We start from the raw sequence: 17,501 nt of genomic DNA on the forward strand, positions 1-17,501 counted from the left end.
GGACAGTCCTACTCCAGGGACGTCAAAGATTAAAGCATCAAAGATACCGAAATTAGTGCACTACGCGTAGCACCGGCTCCTCCAGCGGCGTGCGGGTTTCCGGATCCACCGTAAAATAGCCGACCATGCTCGGCCCATAGCCCAGGTTCAGCTCCACAAACTTGTCTCGCTCAGGCAGCATACCGATCACCTCCTGCTGCAGGGCCTTATACTTGCCGAGCAGATCTTTCAGCTTCTGCTCTTTATCATTCAGCGAGTTTTGCGGTTGCTTATCTGTCAGATGCTGTTCCATCGTCTGCTCCGGGTCAAAGTCGGGCCGCATGCTCTGTAGCGACAACAGCTCCACCTCCAGCAGTCGGATGTCACGCTCTACATGCAGGTACTCTTTTACTTTTTCCTCCAGCGGAACTAGTGATTCGTTCAGGTATTCTATCAGGTTTTCCATAGTGTTCTCAGGTATGTAAGGGTGTACAGCTCCTATACGGCAACTACCCCTATTTATTTTCATACGAGAAGCGCTATGGCACGGCTACATGGGTACGTGAGGTATACCTATACCTTGACCTATAGCCATTTGAATATCTTCCTGATAAAAGCCAATCGGTTGCCGTAGGGCGGGTAGCGCAGCGGCAGGTCAATCCAGGTGCCGCGGTGCACAACGCTTTTCTGGTTAGAGAACAGCTCAAAGCTGGCCTGCCCGTGATAGCTGCCCACGCCACTTTCGCCTACTCCGCCGAAAGGCAGTTTGGGGTTGATGAGGTGCGAGATGGTATCGTTGATGCAGCCGCCTCCAAAGTGCGCCTGCTCCAGCACTTGCTGCTGCTGCCATTTGTCCGATGAGAAAAAGTAAAGCGCAAGAGGCTTTTCCCGGGCATTCACTTGCCGGATGGCTTCATTCAGGTGGGTATAGGTGAGCACAGGCAGGATAGGCCCGAATATTTCTTCCTGCATAACCGGGTGTTGCCAGCTCACCTGGTCCAGCACAGTCGGGGCGATGAAGCGACTCTCTGCATCGTGCTGCCCACCGATCCGAACCACGCTGTCCTGCAGGTAACTTCTCAGGCGCTGGTAGTGCCGGTCGTTGATGATGCGGGCAAAATCCGGGCTGTGTCGGGGCGAGTCGCCATAAAACTCCTGAATGGCAATGCGCAGGCGCTCCATCAACTCGTCTTTTACCTGTTCCTGCACCAGCACATAATCCGGGGCAACGCAGGTCTGACCGGCGTTCATGAATTTGCCCCAGGCAATACGCCTTGCTGCCAGCCCCAGGTCAGCGTCTTCGGCCACGATCACCGGACTTTTACCACCGAGTTCCAACGTAACGGGGGTCAGGTGTTCGGCAGCAGCCTTCATCACGACGCGGCCCACCTGCGTGCTGCCCGTAAAAAAGATGTAGTCGAAGCGCTGCGCCAGCAGGTGCTGCGTGGTAGCCACACCACCTTCCACCACGGCGACCAGGCGGGGATCAAATATGTTGGAGATGAGCCGGGAAATAACAGCCGAAGTGGCGGGAGTGAGTTCAGATGGCTTGACGATAGCACAATTGCCGGCTGCCAAAGCACCAATCAGCGGGTTGAGCACCAGTTGCAAAGGGTAGTTCCAGGGACCGATGATGAGGGCCACCCCGTACGGCTGGGAGTAAATGTAGCTGCGGGCCGGGAAGTTGAGCAGCGTTTCACCCACGGCCTGTGGCTTGGCCCAGCGCGCTATGTTTTTGAGCACGAGCTGCAGTTCTTTTTCGATGAAGCCGATCTCGGTGGTATACGTCTCAAAGGCCGGTTTACGGAAGTCGGCGTACATGGCATCGATAAGTTCCTGCTCGTGGCTGCGCACAGCCTCCAGCAGTCTTCGGAGCTGCTCTTTCCGGAAACGGATGTCCAGGGTATGGCCTGTGGCAAAAAAGGAGCGTTGCTGTTGCAGCAGGCCCAACACGACCTGCGGGTCTGCTTCCCTGGCGGGGCTAACTTTGGTTACAAAAGTGTTCGTTGAATTCATAGCGGGTGAGGAGTTGGGGTATGGTTGCGGATTCAGTGGCTATTTTTGATAGTAGTGGGTATTTTACCACCATAATATAGGGGAATAAGGTCAAATACAAAAACATTTATACCCTTATCTGCAGCAGGATAGGTAGAGGCTGTAGTCGAAGCCCTGCTATACCTGTCAGGCCACCAGATTGACTGCTGCAGCGTTTTGCCAACAAGTCGGCCGCATCCTGCCATTTCAAATTCTCACATTAATTCCCAACTCCGGCATACGCTTCTTTGTATCTTTGAGGAAACGACCAAAACTGCTTTGCTATGACAACCGATACCATCAAAATAATTGAGTGCCCGCGCGATGCCATGCAGGGCCTGCATGATTTTATACCTACCCAGACCAAGATCGACTACATCAACAAGCTGCTGCAGGTAGGCTTCGACACGATCGATTTCGGTAGTTTCGTGTCGCCCAAAGCCATACCGCAACTGGCTGACACCGCCGACGTGCTGGCCGGTCTGGATCTGAGTAGCACCCGCTCTAAACTACTGGCCATCATCGCCAATGTGCGGGGCGCGGAAGAGGCGGCCTCACACCAAGCGATCGACTACCTCGGCTTTCCACTCTCGGTTTCGGAGACGTTTCAGCAGCGCAACACCAACAAGAGCATCGCCGAGGCCATGACCCAACTGGCCCAGATACAGAACATCTGTCAGCAACAAGGCAAAACGCTTGTTACTTATATCAGCATGGGATTCGGCAATCCGTACAACGACCCCTGGGATGCGGCGACAGTGATCCGTTTTGTAGAGGAACTGGACAAGCTAGGCGTAACCACCATTTCGCTTTCGGACACTATCGGCGTTTCCAATCCGGAGAACATCACCTACCTGTTCAGTGAACTGGTGCCCGCTTTCCCGCACATCGAGTTTGGCGCGCACCTGCACACCACACCGACTACCTGGCACGAGAAAGTGGAGGCCGCTTACCAGGCGGGCTGCCGCCGGTTTGACGGGGCCATGCGCGGGTATGGTGGTTGCCCGATGGCCAAAGACGAACTGGTGGGCAACATGGCGACTGAAAATTTGGTCAGCTACTTCGAAAATAATGCCTTAAATTTGGAGCTCGACAAAGAGGCTTTCGCTGCTGCGCTGGCAGCCTCAGGCTCTGTTTTCTCCTGATTATGGCTAGAAGAACAATTGTAGATATTTTCATACCCTGCTTCGTGGATCAGCTGCATCCCGAGACAGGTATGAGCATGGTGAAAGTGCTCGAGGGCCTGGGCTGCGAGGTAAACTACAACCCCAACCAGACCTGCTGCGGACAGCCCGCTTTCAATGCCGGGTTCTTTGACGAAGCCCGCGAAGTGGCCAACAAGTTTCTCGACGATTTCTCGAACGAAACTTCCCATTACATTGTGGCGCCATCGGCAAGTTGCGTGGGTATGGTGCGCAATGCCTACCAGGACATCTTCGTGAAGTCGTCCAAACTGGTGAAGTACCGCGCCATGCAGAAAAAAGTGTTCGAGCTGACCGAGTTTCTGACCGATGTGCTCAAGGTATCGCAAGTGCCGGGCGCCCGCCTCGACGGCAAAGCCACCTACCACGACTCCTGCAGCGCCCTGCGCGAATGCCACATCAAGGAAGGGCCACGTGCGCTGCTGCAAGGCGTGCACGGGCTGGAAATGATCGAGATGGAAGACACCGAAACCTGCTGCGGCTTTGGCGGTACCTTTGCCGTGAAGTTCGAAGCCATTTCGGTGGCAATGGCCGAGCAGAAGGTGGAAAATGCGCTGGCAACCGGTGCCGATTACATCATCTCGACCGACAGCAGCTGCCTGATGCACCTCAACGGCTACATCCAGAAAAACAAAAAACCGATCAAGACCATGCACATTGCCGACGTGCTGGCCAGTGGTTGGTAAGGTATAAACCACAGGTATAGGTATAAAGCAGCGGCCTCACTCCGGAATGGGTGAGGCCGCTGCTTATTTACGGGTATAAAGAATCTACTGACCTATAAAATAGGAAAGCCCGAAGTTCAGGTGCATGCTCGAGAAGTCAAAACGCAGCTCATTTCTTTTGTAGGTATCTTCCCAACGTTGCAGCTCATAAGGCGGGTCATTATAAAGCGTGTATTCTCTAAAGGAATCGGTAACAGAGTGGTTGAAAGTGAGCGCGCCCAGTCCCGCCTGAATCCCCAGCTTTTTGGAGGCAAAAAACGTGATACCCGGCGAGAGAGAGCCACTAACCAGAATGGCATCATGTTCATCTATGCTTGTGTATGGATATTGCCCAACCGTATTACTTGCATAAGAAGTGACCTGGTTGCTGATTCCTGCCGAAAGAGTGCCGTGTAGGGCCAGTTTCTCAGTCAGGTACTTGTATTGCCTGGCATACACGCTCACACCTTTGTTGTTTTCCCTCCGTTCCCAGGTACTTTTGTTACTTTCGAAATAGTTTGCATCCTCGTGATGTAACTTATACCTGTACACTGCCACCCCAATTTCCAGCTTGTCTTTGATCAGAAATCCTATAGAGGGAGAAACAGTATAGTTGTATTGTTCGAACTCAGAACGAGGGGTGTTTCTATCCCTGTCATGCTTGGATTTAGACTGTGAATAGCCCAGTTTTCCCGTCAGCACCAGCGTGCCTTTTGTGGTTTGTGCCTGGGCGCTGAATGCCAGCAAACCCGCAATCGCTAATAAAGTCAGTTTTTTCATCATCGTCGGGTTAGCGTGAAATGAAATAACTTAAACCCAGGCTGATGCTGTTTGGAGAAAGATCGGCCCTGAAATAGTTGCTTTTTCTGCTCCAGTCGGAGGCCTGCCCTTCTTTCGCCTTCTCGCTGCTGTTTTCATAGGAGAGCGAGCCAAATGTGGCCGTGACCCCAAGACGTGGCGTGGCAAAATAGGTGAGTCCGGGGTATGCACCTATACCTATATTATGATGAGTGCTCACAACCTCCGATGATGAACTGTGGCTATTTTTAGCATTAGTATTTCCGATCCCAAACGATGCGTAGGCTGTGCCATGCAGATGAAGTTGCTCAAAAAGCGGGATATACTTCCTCACATAGGGGGTGAGGCTGAGCGTCTTCGTTCTGCTGGTAGTCTTAAGTTCCTCTGTTTTACTTATACTGGTCTGATGCCTCAAACCTATACCTGTACCTATTTCGAGGCCATCTTGAATAAAGTAACCTACTGAGGGATACAGATTGATGGAGCGGTAGGTGTTTTTACTTGCAGGTTCATAGCTCGTATTTTCGGAGTTTTCGTTGCTAAAATTCACCGATCCTGATACAACAATGGACCCTTTTGTTGTTTGTGGAATAGTTTGAGCATAAGCCCCGGCACCCAGTAATGCCAGCATGGCAGTGGTAAAGATTTTCTTCATGTTTGTTTTTTTAAGGTTCGCACACATGAAGGGCAATTAATGTGCCAGTATTGTAATATCGGGATATTCTAATGTTATAAATTCGTGATGGCTGGCCAGTCTACAGGTATGGCCGTTATTGTCTGCGTAAAAACACGTACCCTTAAAGTTGGTAATACTGAAAATGCCTGAATAACAACTCATTAGTAGTCTTGCAGGCTACTTCACCAAGCCATTAGCGTATAAGAATACAAAACACGAAAGGCAGTTTGGAGCTTTGGTTTTTGGTTGGTTAAACCATTTGTTCTTACTCCTAATGAGTTTACTGCTGAAACAAACGCTGTTTTTAACATGATCATGGACTTGCCGCTATCTGGGGTGCGTTTAGCGGTTTGTACATGTTTATAGAGGGAGCCGGTATCTGTTATTTAAAATGCAGGCGGTTGGAACCGGCTCCCTTTTTTTCTCCTCTCTCTTATAACTCCCTGATTCAGTATTTAACCCATTCTCCGGCAGGATAAGCCAGGAGTATAGCTGTTTGTGCTGGCCTGCTCAAGGTGCTTGAGTAGATTTTCGGCCTGTGTCAGCCACTTGCGGTAATATACGGCCCTACTACGTGCAAAACGGTATTTGTGCTAGCCTCAGCCTACTCAAGGCATACTTCAGCGTATAAAGCGCAACAAACGCACGGACACGCTCAAGGCTATGAAATTAACAAAAACGTTAGTGCCGGGACTGCTGATTTTGCTGATTAGCGCACTCATGACCTCGGTACAAGCGCAGGGAGAACAAGAAGAGCTGAATACTGACAGACCTGATCAATCCCAGGGGCCCAGTGTTGTTTCCCGTGGGTATGTGCAGCTGGAGGCGGGTTACAACTATCAGAAGCTAAACGCGACTACCAGAACGCATGCCTACCCCACGGCGCTCCTGCGCTTCGGCTTACTGGAGAATGTCGAGCTGCGTCTGCAGGGTGCCGTGAAAGATTCTGTCATCGAGAACGGGACAGAGCGGCACATCAAAGGATGGGGACCATTGGGCATCGGAACGAAGGTGCGGCTTTGGGAAGAAAGCGGCTGGCGCCCGGAGGCTGGTATAAGTGCTATGCTCACGCTGCCCCTGGCAAGTGAGGTATTCAAACCAGATAATGTGGAGCCCCAGTTCGGTCTGGCCTTTAGCAAAGAACTCTCCCAGAAAATGGATGCGACCGGCAACCTGGGCTATGGCTGGACAGGGGGGCACGCCGTGCGCTCTTACGGTGCCAACATTACCCGACAGTTTATCGATAAGCTGACGCTATACCTGGAGGTCTTCGGCAGCAAAGAAAAAAGCGAGCCTGCCGAGCATCAGGCAGATTTCGGGTTGCTATACCTGTTGCTCCCGAACCTGCAGGTCGATGTAGCGGCGGGAAGACGGCTGAACAAGGCGGCACCCCATCATTTTATCACAACAGGTCTGGCATTTCGGTTGCCCCAATAAAATTCAACAGGTATGGCAAACAAGAAGATAAGGCCGGTCCGTAAATCGCTGCAGGAGTATGCCCGGGGTATAGCGGGAGGGCTCCTGTTCAGTTTCCCTTTGCTGTATACCATGGAGGTATGGTGGGCGGGCTTTATTGCCTCACCCGCTCAGTTGCTGATCATGGTCGTTGTCACCTACCTGTTACTGCTGGGCTATAACCGCTACGCCGGTATGCGGCCGGGGGTCTCGTGGCGCAGCGTCTTCATCGACTCGGTAGAGGAGATGGGACTGGGCATTGTGCTGGCCTTCGGCGTGCTGTTTGTGCTCAACCGCATCCAGTTCGGCGGGATGTCCATCGATGAGATCATGGGGAAGATCATTGTGGAGGCCATGGCCGTGTCAATCGGTGTTTCCATTGGAACGGCGCAGCTGGGCACCTCGGATGATGAGTCGGAAGAAGAGAACCAGGTGCAGGCAGAAGCAAAGGAATCGGGCTGGCGTACCGGGCTGCGGAGCAAGGGCAGCCTGGTAGTGCTGGCGCTTTGCGGTAGCATCATAGTGGGCGGCAACGTGGCCCCTACAGAGGAAGTTGTTGTGTTGGCAATTGGGGCCAGGCCTGTGCATATTTTATTAATGGCTGTGCTTTCGCTGGCCATGAGTATGGTGGTGGTCTATTTCAGCGATTTTAAAGGCACGGGGCATCACCAACAAAAGAACCTGGCCTTCGCCATTACACTCGACACCTGCCTGAGTTACCTCACGGCGCTGGTGGCTTCGGCCTTTCTGCTCTGGTTTTTCGGGCGCTTCGAAGGAGTGAATTTTGAGGTAGCCTTCGCGCAATGTATTGTGCTGGGGGTACTGGCCAGTCTTGGCGCTTCGGCAGGTCGACTGCTTATTAAGTAACCGGAAACATGAGAGAACAAAACGATATAAAAAAGGAACAACAGTCGGACAGGGCAGGAGATGATGATGATAAGAATGGACTGGAGTGGACGGTGTTTGGCGTCAGCCTGGTGCTGGTGCTGGCTATACTGGTATACCTGAGTTACGTGGCTATTACCCACAAACCCTCCACGCCCGACCTGGTGGTCACGCATTTTCATGACCCTTCTGCCAACGCGCCGCACCGTTACCGGGTGGTGGTAGAGAACAAGGGCGGTGAAACTGCAGAGGAAGTACAGGTGGAGCTCACCCTAGAAAGTGGAGGAAAGGAAGTGGAGAGCGCCGAGCTAAGCATCGCCTTCTCACCGAAGGAATCGAAGCGGGAAGGCTGGGTGAATTTTAAAGAAGACCCGGCCAGCGCCGATACCCTGGTGGCCCGTGTGGTGAGTTACAAAAGACCTTAACGAGTAATTGCTTTAAGAAAAGGAGAAATATAATGGCGAAGAAAAAAGTATCGGACCGATACAAGCATCACAAAGAGTCTCCTATACCCAGGGGCTGTTTACTGGCCATAGGGGGCCGTGAGGACAAAGGGGAGAAAGAGCTGTCGGAAGAGCAGCACAAAAACACGGACTTCGAAAGCGAGGAGATTCTCAAATACTTTGTAAGCTCGCTCAAAGGCAAAGAACCGATGGTGGCCGTGGTGCCGACAGCCTCAAACGAACCCGATGAAATCTCGAAAGATTACATCGAGGAGTTTCACAAGCTGGGCGTGAAGAACGTGGAAATCCTGGATATACGGAACCGCATGGATGCGTGCAAGCCTGAATTCATGGATATGGTCGAGCGGGCGTCCGGCATCATGATAACGGGGGGCGACCAACTCCGGCTCACCTCCATACTGGGCGGTTCGCCGGTGCTGCAGCTCATAAAGGAACGCTATACCTACGACGAGGGCTTTATCATAGCCGGCACCAGTGCCGGAGCCGCCGCCATGTCCACGCCGATGATCTATGAAGGCGAAACCCAGGGTGGTTACATCAAAGGCGATGTGCGCATCACTACCGGGCTGGAGTTTCTTAAAAACGTAGCCATCGACACACACTTTATACAGCGTGGGCGTATTATCCGGGTGTCGCAGTGCATTGCCACCAACCCAGGCTGTATTGGCATCGGACTGGAGGAAGACACGGCAATTTGTGTCACCAAAGGCTTTGAGGTGAAAGTGCTGGGCTCCGGTCTGGTAACGATCGTAGATGGCATGGGCATCACGGAAACCAACATATACGATATTCAATCGGGCCAGCCCTTTTCGGTGCGGGATATGAAAGTGCATCTGTTGGCGGCAGGCGAGACCTATACCTTGCCCACCTACGACCAGTTGCATATTTAAGAGGTAAATACGTGTAAGTGTTTGGACAGACTTTCGCTCATATCAAAAATACAAGGCGCCTACTGGGCGATTACGGGTATATGGCCGCTCGTGCACATGCCCAGCTTCCTGTGGGTAACTGGTCCAAAGGAGGAACTGTGGCTGGTGCGCACGGTCAGTATTCTGATCACGGTGATCGGTCTGGCACTGTTGGCGGCAGGTATAAAGAAACGGGTGACGCCCGAAATAAAGTGGTTAGGTATAGGCGGAGCCGCCGGGCTTGGGTTTATCGATGTGTACTACAGCCTGAACGATGTGATCCGAAACGTATACCTGCTCGATGCTGTGGGGGAGCTGGTACTGATCCTGCTCTGGATCTGGGCCGGGCAGCGCGGGCTGGTAACCACTTCAGGCAAGGCCCATAGCCAACACGGGTAAATCCAGGCGCCCTGTCTGGTATTCAGAAAGCATAGACTTCTACTCCTTAAAATACACCGCATACGTCTGCAAGGTATCCTGCGTCAGGGCCTGCGCTTTTACACGATCTGCTTCCGCCTCTTTCTCCTGCCCAAGCTTATACCTGGCGGCACCACGGCCGTAAAGCGCGTCGTAATAAAAACTTTTGCCATCGGCAGCAGGTATAATCGCATTGTAATCCTGGAGCGCCTCCTCATACTTGCCTAGCTCCAATCGCATTTCGGCGCGGTGATACAGAAAGCCGGGGTCATCGGGATAAACCTCCAGTGCCTCGTCCAGGGTTTCTTCGGCCAGGGTGAAGTTCTTGTCGTAGCGGTAGCTCCAGTAGAGCAGGTCGTAGGTTTGGCGGTCGCCGTGGCCCTGGTCGATCAGGGAACTGAAGAAATAACTGGCTTCCTTGAACGCGTTTGGGTTGCCCATGATACCTTCCTCCAGCTTCGACTCCGCGTTCTTCCGCATTTTTTTTGTATTCGCGAAAAAGTAAGGGTCGGAGAGGATCAGAACCACAAACACGATAGCGCCGATGGTCAGGACGATTGTGATGATGCGGGGTATGTTCATAAGGGGCCGTTTGGTCTATGCGAATATAACAAAAAGCAGGGCAAGTTGAGTTGCAGCCAGGGTGCCTATAATACCAGTTCCCGGTGCAGCTTATTCAGGGTCTCGGCAGGGTCAAGGCACAGGCCGGGGTGCACGGCCGAAGTCTGCACAATGGTGCTGCGGTTGGCCGTAAGCCAGCGGAAACGGGAGGCCGTGCCCAACTGGCCGATCGGGCCGCCCTCGCGGCGACCGGCGCATACCTTCTCAAAAGCCTGCAGGCGCGCCCGCAGCTCTTCCATGTCCAGCTCACCGAACACAGCCTGCAGGCGTGCCTCGTTCAAGGTATAGCGGATCTGTAGAAAACCCTGGGAACTACAAAGCAGAATAACGCCGACATTCAGAAACTCCTCGCGCTCCACCCGTGGCACCACCCGAATCACGGCGTACTCAAATAAGTGTCTTTCTTGCATCTTGGGCGGCTTTCACAAATATGTCTGATTGGGCTAATCTGATCTCGAAGAAGCGGGCGTAGGCCTGGCGGTGTTCCCCGGCTGTCTCGAACGGCGATTCCACACCGGTCAGCCACTCGTCCGGTATGAGGGCCAGGATTTCGTGGATACGGGCAGGGGTAAGGGTTTCCCGGCCGGCCCTGTCAGCTGCTTCCAGTTCGCTGGCCCGTGGCAGGAGCACATGGTCCTTGATCATGGCAAACGGGCGGTTGGCCTGCTCTTCCCAGTTGTCCCAGGAGTGATGGAAGAAGAGGGAAGCGCCGTGGTCGATCAGCCAGAGCTCTTTCTTCCACATGAGCATGTTGGTGTTGCGGGCAGTACGGTCCACATTGGTCACCAGCGCGTCGAGCCACACGATTCGCGAAGCCAGGCCAGCGTCGATGGTCGTGACCACGGGATCGAAGGTAATGGCGCCTGACAGGTAGTGCGAGCCCAAGTTGAGGCCTTCGCTGGCGCGGAGCAGGTCCTGAATCTCCTCGTCTGGTTCGGTGCGGCCAAAAGCCTCGTCGAGGTGCATGAACACGATCTCTGGGATCTGGAAGCCCAGTGCCCGGGCGATTTCCCCCACGATCAGTTCGGCTATCAGTACTTTAATGCCCTGGCCCGCGCCCCTGAATTTAAGGACGTACAGAAAATCGTCATCTGCCTCCACAATGGCGGGCAGCGAGCCCCCCTCGCGCAAGGGTGTGACGTAACGGACAACGTTGACGGTCCGGATCTCTGGTGATCTGTGATTCATAGGTGCAACTTACGAAATTTCTAAAGCCCCGGCCAGATATAGCGGCGGCAGATGCTTATGCGTTATCGAACTCGGGCTAAAATTAACCGACGAGAAAGCCAGTACGCTATATAAGCCATCGGGAGGTAGGCCACCGTCAGATCCAGCACCGTGAACCAGACAGGGGAGGGGAGCATCAGCACACTGGCTATACCTCCGGCCAGGAAAAAGAGCCCGATGGCCATGGCAAACTTAAACCTGTGCGTAGCCGCAATCGTGGCGGCCAGAAAAGCGCCTGCCAGCGTACCCAGTGCATGGGCCAGAAAGGGAAACAAAAAGTGCTTCGGCTCAAACAAATGCATGGTCGCTTGCAGGCCTTCTGTGGTGGTGACATCAGCCCCGTTTGGCGGCGGAACAATAGAGCCACTCACCGAGATCAGGGTCATGTTGACCATACTGCCAACTATGATGCCTGCCACGACAGCCAGGATATTGCGAAGGATGGGGTGCATAGGGGGTGTGCTTATTTGAGGTATAGAAAAGGGACCAGGTCATTAAATTTTTGAAGGGCGACGTACAGCAGGGGCATTAACGTAGGTATACGGCATGGAACACGGCCAGCGGCGCCCGACGCCCCACGTTCAGCATCAGCGTGTCGCCGTGCAGGGTATAGTTGTCGGCTAGCTCCAACACCTTCAGAAACTCCCCTTCCTTTTCCACACCCGCACAGTACATCATGGTCGTCGCCATCCTCGAAAATCGGATCCGGTTGCCTTCAGAGAGGGCGTAAGTACCGTTCAGAACATTGCACCCACCGTTTCCAGTTACCTTATTGCCCTCGGTATGGAGCACGAAATGTGCCTCGGTTTGCTGCCCTTCGGTCATGGTAACGGGATGGCCCTCCAGCTCAACCAGTTTCCAGCGTTTTTCGGTAATGGTCTGCTCCTGCTGTTCCATACCCGTAGTTTGGGCAGCGCTGCTGTTGGTAGTGTGGTCAGCCTTTTTGGCTGTGCTGCATCCGCTCAGGGTCAGAGCAAAAATAGAGGCAATAACAAGGTATTTCTTCATAGTGTAAATTGTTGTAATGTATTTTTAATAAGATGACTGTCTGCAGAAACGGACGGCTATACCTGTCTGTACCGGCCCAGGATTTTACGCAGTGAGATGTCGCCGGCATAAAAGGTGACCCCAATGCCGGACAAAAGGATCATGCCGCCGGCTATCATCCGCAGTGTAATTTGCTCGTCCAGGAACAGCCAGGCTAGAAACGAAGCCAGCAGTGCCTGGCTGAGCAGGCTCAGGGAGACGCGTGTGGCGCGCATGTGCTGCGTGGCGTAGCTCAGGAGTAGCCAGGCCACCAGCTGGCACAAGATACCCTGCACCAACAGCACCAGCCAGCCCACTTTCGAAAATCCGCTGAAAGGCTCGTTCAGTAGGTAGGACACCACACCCAGAAAAACAGAGGAGGAGAGCAGGTTGATCGTCATAAAGGAAAGGACCGACATGCGCTCCAACACATGTTTGCTCAGCAGGATATACACCGCATAGAAAATGCCTGACAGCACACCGAGCATAAAGGCCAGGTCGAAGCGCAGCTCCAGGAAAAACTCGAGACCCACCAGAACCACCATACCCATCAGGGCAATCACCGTCCCGATCCAGAAGTTGCGCGCTGGCTTGTTTTCCAGAAACAGATAGGAGCCCACACCCACCCACACCGGGGCCAGGTTGGTAAGCAGCGAGGCCTGCGTCGCGGTGGACTTTTGGATGGCGATGTTCCAAACGGCCACATCCGATGCGAAAAAGATACCCGACAGCACGGCCAGCAACAGGATCGGAGTAGGCGGCATTTGGAGGCGCCTGGTCAGCAGCACATAGGGCAGGAGTAGCGCTGCCGCAATAGCCATCCGGTAGAAGGCCGATATCAACCCGGGTGTGAAGTTTAGTTTTACCAACACCGGGAAAATGGAGATGCATATAATGCCGATGAGCAGGGCGAGGCGCGGTTTTGTCATGTATTTAGGCGTTGGACTTCCTGCAAAAGTATACAATTGCGTGCAGCCTCAGCTAGTCAACGCCTCTTTCTTGCTAAGGTCACAAAGTTTCCAAGGCAAGTATAAGGTATGGATTTCACATGTGTCCTGTTAGCAGCTTAAATCTTTATCATAGAAGCGATATTTCCACTTGTTTCTTCCCGTTTCATTTAAGGATTTCAATTTCCCTTCTGCTGTCAGCCACCCAATATTCTATCGCCTTGATGAGAATAAAACAAAAAGAGCCCCTAAGCTTTTCGCCTAGGGGCTCTTTTCAGGTATACTATCCTCAAATCTCTCCCTGAAACATCTTCTCATGTGCATAACATACAGGGCGGACTAGACTATTGCGGCATTTTCCTTTGGTATGAGCGCATGCGTTGTTATACTAAACGCCATGCCCAGCACAGTTTCCAGCGAGAAGCCGCCGCCCATGCCGGGAGCCGCATCTAACAGCAGTTGGGAGTACACGTAGTATTGGTTCTGTTCCTCGGATAGGTAGAATTCACATCCTTCCACCTCGCCGATCAGCACGTCGCGGGAGCCCGTTTTATATTCACATTTCTCGTAGCACATAGGCTGGGAGCCTTCACAGCAGCCGCCGCTCATGTAAAACATCAGCTCGCCGTAGCGCCCCTTCAGCTGGCTGATCACTTCTTTTGCTTTTTCAGTTACTAGTATCTTTTCCATGTTTCTTGAATTTAAAAGGATAAAAAAATCACCTGAGGAAGCCCCAGGTGATTTCAGGTTTATGACAAAATTTGATTAAAAGAAACCTTGCTTCTTCTTGTCGTAGGATATCAGCATGTTCTTGGTCTGGCGATAATGGTCGAGCATCATCTTGTGGTTCTCTCGACCATAACCCGACTGCTTGTAGCCTCCAAACGGCGCGTGCGCCGGATAGGTATGGTACTGGTTCACCCAGACACGGCCAGCCTGTATGGCTCTCGGCACCTGGTACATCTCGTGTGCATCACGGGTCCAGACGCCTGCGCCCAGCCCGTAAATGGTGTCGTTCGCGATCTCAATGGCTTCTTCAGTCGTTTTAAAAGTCGTTAGACCCACCACCGGACCAAAGATCTCTTCCTGGAACACGCGCATCTTGTTGTGCCCTTTCAGAATGGTTGGCTGGATGTAATAACCATCCGCTAATTCACCTTCAAGCTTCTGCGCCTCACCGCCTACCAGCACTTCGGCTCCTTCTTCTTTACCAATCTTGATGTAGTTCAGGATCTTGTCGTATTGCGGCTTCGAAACCTGCGCCCCGATCATCGTCTCGCCATCCAATGGGTTACCGGCTTTAATGGCTTTCACACGTTCGATCACGCGGGCCGTAAAGGCGTCGGCTATACTCTCGTGCACCAGAATTCGGGTTGGTGCGGAACAAATCTCCCCTTGGTTCAGGGCAAAGAAGGCGGCTCCTTCCAGCGCTTTGTCAAAGAACTCGTCGTCGGCTTCCATCACGGAAGGGAAGAAGATGTTCGGCGATTTGCCGCCCAGTTCCATCGTAGAAGGAATGATGTTTTCGGAGGCGTACTGCATGATCAGCTTACCTGTTGCCGTGGATCCGGTAAAGGCAAGCTTGCTGATCCTTGGGGAAGTACCCAGCGCTTTACCAACCTCTGCTCCAAAACCGTTCACCACGTTCAGCACGCCGGCTGGTAATACGTCAGTGAGCAGCTCTACCAGGGCCAATATACTCGTCGGGGTCTGCTCGGCCGGTTTCAGGACGATCGTGTTACCGGCAGCCAGGGCCGGGGCAATTTTCCAGGCGGCCATCAGCAGCGGGAAGTTCCAGGGAATGATCTGCCCTACCACCCCGATCGGTTCGTGCAGTACGATACTGACCGTGTCTTTGTCGTGCTCCGAAATGCCACCTTCCTCAGCGCGGATCACGCCGGCAAAGTAGCGGAAGTGGTCGACTACAAGCGGAAGGTCTGCTGCGCGCGTCTCACGGATCGGCTTACCGTTGTCTATGGTGTCGACTGTAGCCAGGTACTCCAGGTTATCTTCAATGGTCTGGGCTACCCGAAGCAATGTGTTACTACGGTCTTTGGCGGATGTCTTGCTCCATGTTGTAAAAGCCTCGTGTGCCGCATCCAGCGCCAGCTCCACGTCTTCTTTGGTAGAACGGGCTGCCTGCGCAAAAACTTTACCGTTGATGGGTGAAATGTTATCGAAGTATTCCCCCTTCACTGGTGGGACAAATTGCCCACCGATAAAGTTGTCGCGTGGTAGCTCTTTGCCTTTGAGTTGTGGGAATTTATATAATTTCTTCTCGGCTTTCCCGTTTTCTATTCTGGGTTCTAATACTGTAGTGCTCATAATTTTATATCTTTAAATGTGTTTGAATGTATATATTTAAGTGCGGCATGCCACTGTCTCTGCATCTGTTACAAATTTACAACAATACCAGGCGCAGGGGGTAGTACAGACTACCCATAAGGTAGGACAAAAGGGAAATAGTCAAGAAATAGCAAGGTATAGCTTAGGAGCAGGCGCGAGAGTAAGGCCGGGCTAACAATAAAATTTTATGTAACAACTGATAGCCTATGAACCCGGAAAAGGACCTGTTTTTTATAAGCCCGCTAGATGCCCCGCTACAGGTATATTTCGAAAACCCTGAAAGGGAAGATTACTTTGAAATTGCCTGGCTGAAGGATGAGGAGCCCATTCATTTTATAAAAGAGGGTGCCCCCCGTATCAAAGGGGACTGGCTATACCTAATTCCGGCTAACCGCACTCCCCGTCCCCGGAAAACCGGCAAAAAAGGGATGCTGGTTGCCTTTCATAAATCGGTGCTGGACTATGAGGTCAAAGAATTTACGCTGGACGTGATCAGGCTTTTTCTGGGCAAAGGAACTGGTAGTTTCTCTACCATCTTGCTGGAAGAGGACATGGTCGTTACGCTGGAGAGCCTCCTCTGGATCATAAAAGACGAGTACGAGCAGCAGCAAAAGAATTTCCTGGTGCTCAAAACCCTGCTGAAGGCATTTCTATTGAAGCTGATGCAGTATAAAACGCAGACCTTGACAAGACAGGGGCTGCATGAGAAGCGGGTCTACCATTTCCTGCTGCTGCTGGAGCATCACTTCAGGGAAGAGAAATCGGTAACATTTTACGCTGATAAACTCAGCATCACACCCAAACGCCTCAACCAGATACTGAAGCAGAAAACCGGGAAAACAATTACGCAGCTGCTGCAGGAACGCCTGGTGGTGGAGGCCAAGCAGGAACTCGTCCTAAGCGCAAAGAACATACAGGAAATTGGCTACAGCCTTGGTTTTGATGACAGGTCGTATTTCAGCAGGTTCTTCAAAAAAATGACAGGACAGACGCCGGAGCAATTCCAGAAACAGGCAAAAGAGCGGATTTTTCCTGTTTAACGGCTTATATCTAAGGAGGGCAAGGCGTAGCCGGAGTATAGCCTAGGTGCCTGGCTATGGGTAGAAATTCTTTATTTTTTCAACCCACTCTATATTCCCATGGGCGTATCTGATTGAGTTTGCCAGCCAGGCCCGGGCCGCTTTATTCAAATCCGGAAGTACTCTCCGTAAATCATCTGAATCTTTTGGCCTGTTATCCTTAGATTTATAAAGCAGAACAATCTCAGGGGAGAGGATTGGGATTCCGCGACTGGATTTTATAATGGTAGCCTCAAGCGGGTAAGTTACGTGGAGGTCTCTTCTGTATTTCCATAGTCCATCTACAGCCTCATTCAGAAGAATTTCAATCTGGTGTCCAGCACCATCCATGCCATAGACCTCATGCACGGGTAGTTCCAGGTATTCGCCCTTGTCCCAGTTGACTAACTGGCCCAAGCTACTGATGTAGCTGAAACTCCAGTTGCGCAGGTAATGCTTGAATGATAGTTGCTCCCGCCGAAGGATAGCAATCTCAACATCTTGATGTTCTCTTGTTTCCCTGTCCAAAAACAAATCAATAGCCCAGCCCCCGGCAATTCCCCATTATCCGGTATAGTTTTTTAAAATCTCATTTACCTTTTTGGGCGCTTCAAATTCCATTGAACTAACGTCTATTGCCTATAACGTTTGTGTGTCTGCAGTGGTGGGCTCCCGAAGCCGTTTCCTGTCCCATGAAACCAACGTAGAAAGAAGATAAAAAAAATATAGCTTAACTTCACCGCACCATGACGGG

21 protein-coding genes are annotated in these 17,501 nt (G+C 52.2%); 8 read left to right on the forward strand and 13 right to left on the reverse strand.

What is annotated here, in order from left to right; translation table 11 throughout:
• Positions 1–52 precede the first annotated feature (52 nt).
• Positions 53–445: a hypothetical protein gene (locus tag Q4E40_RS16270; RefSeq protein WP_303413633.1), complete on the reverse strand. Its 393-nt coding sequence runs from the start codon at positions 443–445 to the stop codon at positions 53–55.
• Positions 446–564: 119 nt separating this feature from the next.
• Positions 565–1,995 carry an aldehyde dehydrogenase gene (locus Q4E40_RS16275; RefSeq protein ID WP_303413635.1) on the reverse strand — a complete coding sequence of 477 codons (1,431 nt, stop codon included), beginning with the start codon at positions 1,993–1,995 and terminating at the stop codon, positions 565–567.
• A gap of 302 nt (positions 1,996–2,297) precedes the next feature.
• Here Q4E40_RS16275 and Q4E40_RS16280 point away from each other — a divergent pair, with 302 nt between their 5' ends.
• Both Q4E40_RS16280 and Q4E40_RS16285 read left to right on the forward strand, forming a co-directional pair.
• Positions 2,298–3,158: a hydroxymethylglutaryl-CoA lyase gene (locus tag Q4E40_RS16280; RefSeq protein WP_303413636.1), complete on the forward strand. Its 861-nt coding sequence runs from the start codon at positions 2,298–2,300 to the stop codon at positions 3,156–3,158.
• Positions 3,159–3,160: 2 nt separating this feature from the next.
• Positions 3,161–3,901, forward strand: a complete 741-nt coding sequence (locus Q4E40_RS16285; protein ID WP_303413637.1) for a (Fe-S)-binding protein — start codon at positions 3,161–3,163, stop codon at positions 3,899–3,901.
• Between the two features lie 84 nt (positions 3,902–3,985).
• Here the strand turns inward: Q4E40_RS16285 and Q4E40_RS16290 are convergent, their stop codons facing one another.
• Together Q4E40_RS16290 and Q4E40_RS16295 are read right to left on the reverse strand one after the other, a co-directional pair.
• Entirely contained in the window at positions 3,986–4,699 is a 714-nt protein-coding gene (locus tag Q4E40_RS16290; RefSeq protein WP_303413639.1) for a hypothetical protein, read from the reverse strand.
• Between the two features lie 10 nt (positions 4,700–4,709).
• Positions 4,710–5,372 (reverse strand): outer membrane beta-barrel protein, encoded by a 663-nt coding sequence (locus tag Q4E40_RS16295; RefSeq protein ID WP_303413640.1) that lies wholly within the window; start codon positions 5,370–5,372, stop codon positions 4,710–4,712.
• A 684-nt stretch (positions 5,373–6,056) separates the two neighbouring features.
• Between Q4E40_RS16295 and Q4E40_RS16300 the strand changes: the two genes are divergently transcribed.
• From Q4E40_RS16300 to Q4E40_RS16320, 5 genes are read left to right on the forward strand one after another with little or no spacing between them, the layout of a single operon-like run.
• Positions 6,057–6,830 carry a transporter gene (locus tag Q4E40_RS16300; protein WP_303413641.1) on the forward strand — a complete coding sequence of 258 codons (774 nt, stop codon included), beginning with the start codon at positions 6,057–6,059 and terminating at the stop codon, positions 6,828–6,830.
• 12 nt (positions 6,831–6,842) lie between these two features.
• A complete protein-coding gene (locus Q4E40_RS16305; protein ID WP_303413642.1) occupies positions 6,843–7,715 on the forward strand; it encodes a TIGR02587 family membrane protein in 873 nt (290 codons plus the stop codon).
• A gap of 8 nt (positions 7,716–7,723) precedes the next feature.
• The gene (locus tag Q4E40_RS16310) at positions 7,724–8,158 is read left to right on the forward strand and encodes a hypothetical protein (protein WP_303413643.1); all 435 of its coding nucleotides are present in this window, start codon (positions 7,724–7,726) and stop codon (positions 8,156–8,158) included.
• 32 nt (positions 8,159–8,190) lie between these two features.
• Positions 8,191–9,087 carry a cyanophycinase gene (locus tag Q4E40_RS16315; protein ID WP_303413645.1) on the forward strand — a complete coding sequence of 299 codons (897 nt, stop codon included), beginning with the start codon at positions 8,191–8,193 and terminating at the stop codon, positions 9,085–9,087.
• Positions 9,088–9,108: 21 nt separating this feature from the next.
• Positions 9,109–9,504, forward strand: a complete 396-nt coding sequence (locus Q4E40_RS16320) for a hypothetical protein (RefSeq protein WP_303413646.1) — start codon at positions 9,109–9,111, stop codon at positions 9,502–9,504.
• A 39-nt stretch (positions 9,505–9,543) separates the two neighbouring features.
• Here the strand turns inward: Q4E40_RS16320 and Q4E40_RS16325 are convergent, their stop codons facing one another.
• The 8 genes from Q4E40_RS16325 to Q4E40_RS16360 all read right to left on the reverse strand — a co-directional run bounded on the left by Q4E40_RS16325 (position 9,544) and on the right by Q4E40_RS16360 (position 15,668).
• Entirely contained in the window at positions 9,544–10,104 is a 561-nt protein-coding gene (locus tag Q4E40_RS16325) for a tetratricopeptide repeat protein (RefSeq protein WP_303413648.1), read from the reverse strand.
• 65 nt (positions 10,105–10,169) lie between these two features.
• On the reverse strand, positions 10,170–10,553 hold the full coding sequence (locus Q4E40_RS16330) for a DUF3037 domain-containing protein (RefSeq protein WP_303413649.1): 384 nt from the start codon (positions 10,551–10,553) through the stop codon (positions 10,170–10,172).
• Entirely contained in the window at positions 10,531–11,331 is an 801-nt protein-coding gene (locus tag Q4E40_RS16335; RefSeq protein WP_303413650.1) for a HipA family kinase, read from the reverse strand. The genes Q4E40_RS16330 and Q4E40_RS16335 overlap by 23 nt, the downstream gene beginning before the upstream one ends.
• Positions 11,332–11,393: 62 nt before the next feature.
• A complete protein-coding gene (locus Q4E40_RS16340; RefSeq protein WP_303413651.1) occupies positions 11,394–11,822 on the reverse strand; it encodes a hypothetical protein in 429 nt (142 codons plus the stop codon).
• Positions 11,823–11,898: 76 nt separating this feature from the next.
• Positions 11,899–12,378, reverse strand: coding sequence for an META domain-containing protein (locus Q4E40_RS16345; RefSeq protein WP_303413652.1), 480 nt, complete (start codon positions 12,376–12,378; stop codon positions 11,899–11,901).
• A 56-nt stretch (positions 12,379–12,434) separates the two neighbouring features.
• Positions 12,435–13,325: a DMT family transporter gene (locus Q4E40_RS16350; protein WP_303413654.1), complete on the reverse strand. Its 891-nt coding sequence runs from the start codon at positions 13,323–13,325 to the stop codon at positions 12,435–12,437.
• A 357-nt stretch (positions 13,326–13,682) separates the two neighbouring features.
• On the reverse strand, positions 13,683–14,033 hold the full coding sequence (locus Q4E40_RS16355) for a DUF779 domain-containing protein (protein ID WP_303413655.1): 351 nt from the start codon (positions 14,031–14,033) through the stop codon (positions 13,683–13,685).
• A 75-nt stretch (positions 14,034–14,108) separates the two neighbouring features.
• On the reverse strand, positions 14,109–15,668 hold the full coding sequence (locus Q4E40_RS16360) for an aldehyde dehydrogenase family protein (RefSeq protein ID WP_303413656.1): 1,560 nt from the start codon (positions 15,666–15,668) through the stop codon (positions 14,109–14,111).
• 227 nt (positions 15,669–15,895) lie between these two features.
• Here Q4E40_RS16360 and Q4E40_RS16365 point away from each other — a divergent pair, with 227 nt between their 5' ends.
• Positions 15,896–16,729, forward strand: coding sequence for a helix-turn-helix domain-containing protein (locus Q4E40_RS16365; RefSeq protein ID WP_303413657.1), 834 nt, complete (start codon positions 15,896–15,898; stop codon positions 16,727–16,729).
• A 54-nt stretch (positions 16,730–16,783) separates the two neighbouring features.
• Here Q4E40_RS16365 and Q4E40_RS16370 read toward each other — a convergent pair whose 3' ends face one another.
• Complete coding sequence (locus Q4E40_RS16370) at positions 16,784–17,305, reverse strand: nucleotidyltransferase domain-containing protein (protein ID WP_425475181.1); 522 nt, start codon at positions 17,303–17,305, stop codon at positions 16,784–16,786.
• Positions 17,306–17,501 lie beyond the last annotated feature (196 nt).

Origin of the sequence: Pontibacter coccineus, from assembly GCF_030546575.1 — a bacterium.
GTDB lineage: Bacteria > Bacteroidota > Bacteroidia > Cytophagales > Hymenobacteraceae > Pontibacter > Pontibacter coccineus.

What these genes read in the sequence shown, in the direction of transcription:
- Q4E40_RS16335 (WP_303413650.1), bottom strand. Translation starts at nt 11,331, where the DNA reads ATGAATCACAGATCACCAGAGATCCGGACCGTCAACGTTGTCCGTTAC.
- Q4E40_RS16290 (WP_303413639.1), bottom strand. Translation starts at nt 4,699, where the DNA reads ATGAAAAAACTGACTTTATTAGCGATTGCGGGTTTGCTGGCATTCAGC.
- Q4E40_RS16315 (WP_303413645.1), top strand. Translation starts at nt 8,191, where the DNA reads ATGGCGAAGAAAAAAGTATCGGACCGATACAAGCATCACAAAGAGTCT.
- Q4E40_RS16275 (WP_303413635.1), bottom strand. Translation starts at nt 1,995, where the DNA reads ATGAATTCAACGAACACTTTTGTAACCAAAGTTAGCCCCGCCAGGGAA.
- Q4E40_RS16345 (WP_303413652.1), bottom strand. Translation starts at nt 12,378, where the DNA reads ATGAAGAAATACCTTGTTATTGCCTCTATTTTTGCTCTGACCCTGAGC.
- Q4E40_RS16300 (WP_303413641.1), top strand. Translation starts at nt 6,057, where the DNA reads ATGAAATTAACAAAAACGTTAGTGCCGGGACTGCTGATTTTGCTGATT.
- Q4E40_RS16340 (WP_303413651.1), bottom strand. Translation starts at nt 11,822, where the DNA reads ATGCACCCCATCCTTCGCAATATCCTGGCTGTCGTGGCAGGCATCATA.
- Q4E40_RS16285 (WP_303413637.1), top strand. Translation starts at nt 3,161, where the DNA reads ATGGCTAGAAGAACAATTGTAGATATTTTCATACCCTGCTTCGTGGAT.
- Q4E40_RS16295 (WP_303413640.1), bottom strand. Translation starts at nt 5,372, where the DNA reads ATGAAGAAAATCTTTACCACTGCCATGCTGGCATTACTGGGTGCCGGG.
- Q4E40_RS16360 (WP_303413656.1), bottom strand. Translation starts at nt 15,668, where the DNA reads ATGAGCACTACAGTATTAGAACCCAGAATAGAAAACGGGAAAGCCGAG.
- Q4E40_RS16325 (WP_303413648.1), bottom strand. Translation starts at nt 10,104, where the DNA reads ATGAACATACCCCGCATCATCACAATCGTCCTGACCATCGGCGCTATC.
- Q4E40_RS16270 (WP_303413633.1), bottom strand. Translation starts at nt 445, where the DNA reads ATGGAAAACCTGATAGAATACCTGAACGAATCACTAGTTCCGCTGGAG.
- Q4E40_RS16280 (WP_303413636.1), top strand. Translation starts at nt 2,298, where the DNA reads ATGACAACCGATACCATCAAAATAATTGAGTGCCCGCGCGATGCCATG.
- Q4E40_RS16330 (WP_303413649.1), bottom strand. Translation starts at nt 10,553, where the DNA reads ATGCAAGAAAGACACTTATTTGAGTACGCCGTGATTCGGGTGGTGCCA.
- Q4E40_RS16350 (WP_303413654.1), bottom strand. Translation starts at nt 13,325, where the DNA reads ATGACAAAACCGCGCCTCGCCCTGCTCATCGGCATTATATGCATCTCC.
- Q4E40_RS16365 (WP_303413657.1), top strand. Translation starts at nt 15,896, where the DNA reads ATGAACCCGGAAAAGGACCTGTTTTTTATAAGCCCGCTAGATGCCCCG.
- Q4E40_RS16355 (WP_303413655.1), bottom strand. Translation starts at nt 14,033, where the DNA reads ATGGAAAAGATACTAGTAACTGAAAAAGCAAAAGAAGTGATCAGCCAG.
- Q4E40_RS16305 (WP_303413642.1), top strand. Translation starts at nt 6,843, where the DNA reads ATGGCAAACAAGAAGATAAGGCCGGTCCGTAAATCGCTGCAGGAGTAT.
- Q4E40_RS16310 (WP_303413643.1), top strand. Translation starts at nt 7,724, where the DNA reads ATGAGAGAACAAAACGATATAAAAAAGGAACAACAGTCGGACAGGGCA.